3 protein-coding genes, 1 rRNA gene and 2 pseudogenes are annotated in these 4,292 nt (G+C 41.4%); all 6 read right to left on the minus strand.

Annotation, left to right across the window (positions count from 1 at the left end):
- Nucleotides 1-87, minus strand: a pseudogene (locus tag FTV18_RS15365) (IS1595 family transposase); the annotation flags it as partial.
- 60 nt (nucleotides 88-147) lie between these two features.
- Nucleotides 148-541 (minus strand): annotated as a pseudogene (locus FTV18_RS15830) (tautomerase family protein).
- Nucleotides 542-916: 375 nt separating this feature from the next.
- Nucleotides 917-2,074: a PQQ-dependent sugar dehydrogenase gene (locus FTV18_RS15375; RefSeq protein ID WP_180018792.1), complete on the minus strand. Its 1,158-nt coding sequence runs from the start codon at nucleotides 2,072-2,074 to the stop codon at nucleotides 917-919.
- 143 nt (nucleotides 2,075-2,217) lie between these two features.
- On the minus strand, nucleotides 2,218-3,228 hold the full coding sequence (locus FTV18_RS15380) for a GGDEF domain-containing protein (RefSeq protein ID WP_180052281.1): 1,011 nt from the start codon (nucleotides 3,226-3,228) through the stop codon (nucleotides 2,218-2,220).
- A 36-nt stretch (nucleotides 3,229-3,264) separates the two neighbouring features.
- Complete coding sequence (locus FTV18_RS15385; protein ID WP_180033317.1) at nucleotides 3,265-3,678, minus strand: hypothetical protein; 414 nt, start codon at nucleotides 3,676-3,678, stop codon at nucleotides 3,265-3,267.
- Between the two features lie 512 nt (nucleotides 3,679-4,190).
- A 5S ribosomal RNA gene (rrf, locus tag FTV18_RS15390) occupies nucleotides 4,191-4,292 on the minus strand; the annotation flags it as partial.

Here is a 4,292-nt window from a genome sequence, read left to right on the forward strand (position 1 = left end):
GGCTGTTTTGGAAGCAGGAATATCAACACAAAAGCATTGAATAATTTTTTTAATCTTGTAGTGACTTAATTTACTGTTTTCTATCATGATTCTAGACTAACATAATCATTTTGCTAGTCTAGAGCCTCTGGTATTTTTCTAAAAAGGTCAGATCTCTACATTAAAGCCTAAATTGACATCACAGGCTGCTTGTCCGCCTCGGATTCCCCAGTTTTCCAATGGACTTTCCTGCAGATGAATCAGGATATGGTCAGACGGAATGCAGTTTTCCCAAGCTTTCTACACTCTGTTGATACAGTTTGCGCTTGGTCTCCAGACTTCGGCCAGCGAAGCAGTCAATACTGATCTAGGTAAAATATTCAGGCTGGGCCAGATGAACCATATATTGAAAACGATGGGCTTCATGTACCACCAGCCGGATATTACGGTCATAGTCAGGCAGTTGAAAGGCATTTTTCACACAGTGAAATACGCTGTCGAGTAACTGCTCTTCATCAGCCTGGGAATATTGCTGCCGGACTTCAATTTGAACGGTAGGCATGTGCTTCTTCTTTTTATTATTTTATTGAATTCTTTTAGATATTTTTTATTGAATAGAGAGATGAGCTTTAATAAGGTCTTCTATCTCTACCATATCGCAAAATTATCCTGAGAACTCTGGAATTAATTGGATAAATATTTTCAAGTGACCTTGTCGCCTCTGGCCTACAGCAGATGCGGTCAATGCCTCTACTCGGTCTTTCTGACTCAGGCTATATTGAGTGCATACCAAGACAGGAAGTCTTGCAAAAACAAGAATAAAACATCGGCAGGATGCTGATTGATACCGGAGGAAAGGTATCTGAGCTAAATTTGAAAAGGCCCTCACAGGAGTTGGGGCCTTTTTCTTTCATTCTGATATTAACTATTTAGCTTTTTACTGAGGGGCGGTCATCTTAAGCAACTTGGCTTTTGGACCATCTTCAATCACCCAGAGTGAGCCATCTTTGGCCTGAATCGCACCACGAATCCGCTCTTTCATATCCAGTCGCTGTATTTCTTTAACAGGGCTTTGAGTAGTATCAATCACGATCATTGCCTGAGAAGACAGACCTGTAGCAATGGCTTTATTTTTCCATTGAGGAAAGCTATTGCCAGTATAGAACAGCAAGTCTGAAGGAGAAATTACTGGAGTCCAATCTAGTGCTGGTGCTTCAAACTCTGGTCGGGTACTGTGATCTGGAATCGGCTTGCCATCATAATGATCTCCATTGGAGACGATCGGATAGCCATAATTTTTGCCTTTCATCACTTTATTCAGCTCATCACCGCCTTTAGGACCCATTTCAATCACCCAAAGCTGCCCTTGTGGATCAAATGCCAAACCGAGAGGATTACGGTGCCCCAGACTCCAGACCTGCTTGGCAATTTCACCCTGATTCATAAATGGATTATCGAAAGGAATTGAACCATCGTCATTCAGACGAATAATCTTGCCGGCATTGGATTTCATGTCTTGAGCTGGATTGAATTGCTGACGTTCACCCGAACTGATCCAGAGTTTGTTATCTGAGCCAAAGATAATCCGGTGCCCATAATGGCCCTGACCGGAAGAAAATTTCGGTACCTGAGTCCAGATTTTTTTGATCTGAGTGAGTTGTGGTGTGCTCTTGGTGAGATCCAACTTGCCACGAACCACGACTGCACCATAACCACCTTGCCCTTGTTCAGCATAACTGAGATATACCCACTGATTCTTGGTAAAGTCAGGATGGAGTACAACATCGCCTAAGCCACCTTGTCCGCCATAGGCCACTTGAGGAATACCCTGAACAGTTTGAGTGCTGCGATTGGCTGGATTAAATAATTTTAACTTTCCAGATCTTTCGGTAATCAGTAAACGTTGATCTGGCAGCTCAGTGAGTGCCCATGGCTCATTCAACTGCGTAAATTCTTTAACTTTATAGGCTTGCTGTGTGGTTTTGGCAGAGGATTGCCCAGCTGCCGGTGATGAAATCTTGTCTTGGGCACAGGCAGTCAGGCTATAGGAACCTAAGCCTAATAATAAAATTGCTGCAATTTGAGTTTGTTTCATTGTTATTTTTCATGCTAATTTCATTCAGATAAGTACCAATTTAGCATTCCAGACAGCGGCTAAAATAATAAAAAAGTAAAGGAATCGTAAGCGGATATAACTTGATCGGATAAAGATAGCTGATGTATTGATTGGATTTTTTATTATTTAATACAGGCTGAATCGCGAAGAATTTTCGCCTGATACAACTGCTGATCGGCTGTTTTCAGTAAACGGTCAACATTTCTATAGATATGTTCAGCATCCATAATCGCTGCCCCAACACTGATACTGATCCAGGACTTGTCATCCCCACGATTGGCATGTTCCAAATTGAGCTTACGGATGACCTCACAAAGTTGCTCGGCAAAAGCTTCGGCTTCCTGCCAGGAAATATCTGCCAGTAAAACCGCAAATTCCTCACCCCCATAACGTGCCAGAAAGCCATTTTCAGGCAATATTTGCTGAATGGTTTGAACCAGTGTTTTTAAAATATAGTCACCTTTGAGATGGCCATAATAGTCATTATAGTTTTTAAAATAATCCACATCGATCATATAAACAGCCAGCGAAGATTGGTTTACGATCGCATGCTCATATTGCTGCTGAAGCTGTTCATTTAAGGCAAAGCGATTATAGGCACCTGTCAGCGAATCCAGCCTCACCTGCTGCGCGAGTTTCTCATTAAGCAGAGTAATATCACGTGTACGGTCCTGAACCTTCTGATCAAGTTCTTTATTCAGGCGCAAAAGCTGCTTGTTTAACAACTCGGTATTAATACTTTGCACCGCATAATCACGGCTGAGCTGAAAGGTAATTAAAATAAAATAGGCACAGGAGGTATAAAATGCAATTTCAACTGAATCAATTACCTTAAGCGCAAGTAAATAGTCATGCAGGAAGGTCAGGCAGACCAGCACCACCGCAATAGAATTGATCTTGGAATAACGCACATGCGATTTGTGCATGCGGTAAGCGCCATAAAGCAGATTAATAAAAACCAGTACTGCAATACTAAAGCTTTGGAAAAAGAAGCTCTGGAAGATATAAGGCAGCGTAAACAGGGTCACAGCCACATTGATACTAATTAACAAAGCTGTGATTTTTAATAAATAAGGATTTAACAGTCGATACGGCAATAAATAGATATAAATCAAGAAGAACAGAGTCGCCAATTCAGTCAGTAAATACTCAAATCGTGTGCCCCATACCTAGGAAATATTCGTGAATAAAGTATAAATGAATGGGACTGCAAAGAAGCTACGTAGGCTCAAGCACAGAATAAACAACCCTAGAAACAGCAGCAAATTACCTGCTTGCGTTTTAAGGCTGCGAAATACTGCAAAGAACACCATAAAGCAGCCAATCATCAGCAGAACGCCACTGATCACACTTAAAGGAATTACCTGATCATAAAACTTATCCAGAATAGGCTGGTTAAAGCCAATAAACATGCTGTTTTCCAGCCCGCCACGGATATGGTGATAACTTGAAGCCTGAATGGTAATCGTCACTTCCCGCTGTGAGGGAAAGAAAGAAGCCAACTTTGGCGCCATCATGGTCTGATGCTGACCATGTATGCCTACCTGCCCTACTTCTATCAGGAGATGATCATCGACATACATGCGATAAGCCCCATACTGATAAGGCACATAAATATAAACCGCATGATTGATGACTGATTCAGGCAGCCTGAAGGCTTTTTGAAAAGTTCCAATATGGTCTTTATGACCTGTTAAGGTCAGGAAAGAATTAGGTAAATGAACTTTTTCAGCAGCAAGAGTCTGATTAGAGGAAGTTAACTGAGATGGTCACTGCCCAGAAGTGGGATCAATCAGCTGATTGGGGTAGAAATCCCATTTTCCATCGAGTTTGACATACTGATGATGATCAAAATTTAATTCTGTTACAGCGTATAGCTGTGGAGAAATCAAACTGAGCCATATCAACACAAATGTGTTTATGAGAATCTGCTGCATATGACTCAGAGAATAAAAAATATTTACACGAGTAGTATAACATTTTACAGCTGATCAGAGATTATACAGCTGTAAAAAATTAGTCGTTAAAGAGAGAAAAGTGATTATATAAATATAAAAAAAGCCCCCTGCGTGAGCAGAGGGCTTTTGGAATAATGAGCTGGCGATGACTTACTCTCACATGGGAGACCCCACACTACCATCAGCGCTAAGAGGTTTCACTTCTGAGTTCGGGAAGGGATCAGGTGGTTCACTCTTGC

It is taken from the genome of Acinetobacter sp. YH12241 (assembly GCF_013417535.1).
Taxonomy (GTDB): Bacteria; Pseudomonadota; Gammaproteobacteria; order Pseudomonadales; family Moraxellaceae; genus Acinetobacter.